The 324-nt window shown below is 44.8% G+C and carries 1 protein-coding gene; it reads right to left on the bottom strand.

Annotated elements, in window-relative coordinates; genetic code table 11:
• Positions 1–197: 197 nt before the first annotated feature.
• The coding region (locus tag JSN25_RS17895) for a DinI-like family protein (RefSeq protein ID WP_204525746.1) at positions 198–324 on the bottom strand (127 nt) is incomplete at its 5' end.

Here is a 324-nt window from a genome sequence, read left to right as displayed (position 1 = left end):
TCGCTCAAAGAAGACTGTCAGATTTGATTGTGTGCTGCAGGTGAAAACCGTCAGAACAACTCTGAGCTAATACATCTAAATGCTTATAACCGCTAACCTCTTAATACAACCATCTATGGAATATCTAACCTGATTTGAAGTCTTGGTAGCGGAGTTACTTGTTTTCCTCAAAGCCCACGTACGTGGGCACTAGTGCTTCAGTCCTGAACCAGCCACATATCAGCCTCTTCAAACATTTCCTGAACAGTGCGGCTTATCAGTTCCTTCTCATGCATGCTGGCGTCAGTGTTGATCGCCGGCAGTGTCATCATTGGTTTAACCCAA

The organism is Citrobacter cronae, from assembly GCF_016893685.1.
GTDB classification, from domain to species: Bacteria; Pseudomonadota; Gammaproteobacteria; order Enterobacterales; family Enterobacteriaceae; genus Citrobacter; species Citrobacter werkmanii.
The sequence above is the reverse complement of the archived record's forward strand: the minus strand, read 5'-3'. Positions and strand labels throughout refer to the sequence as shown.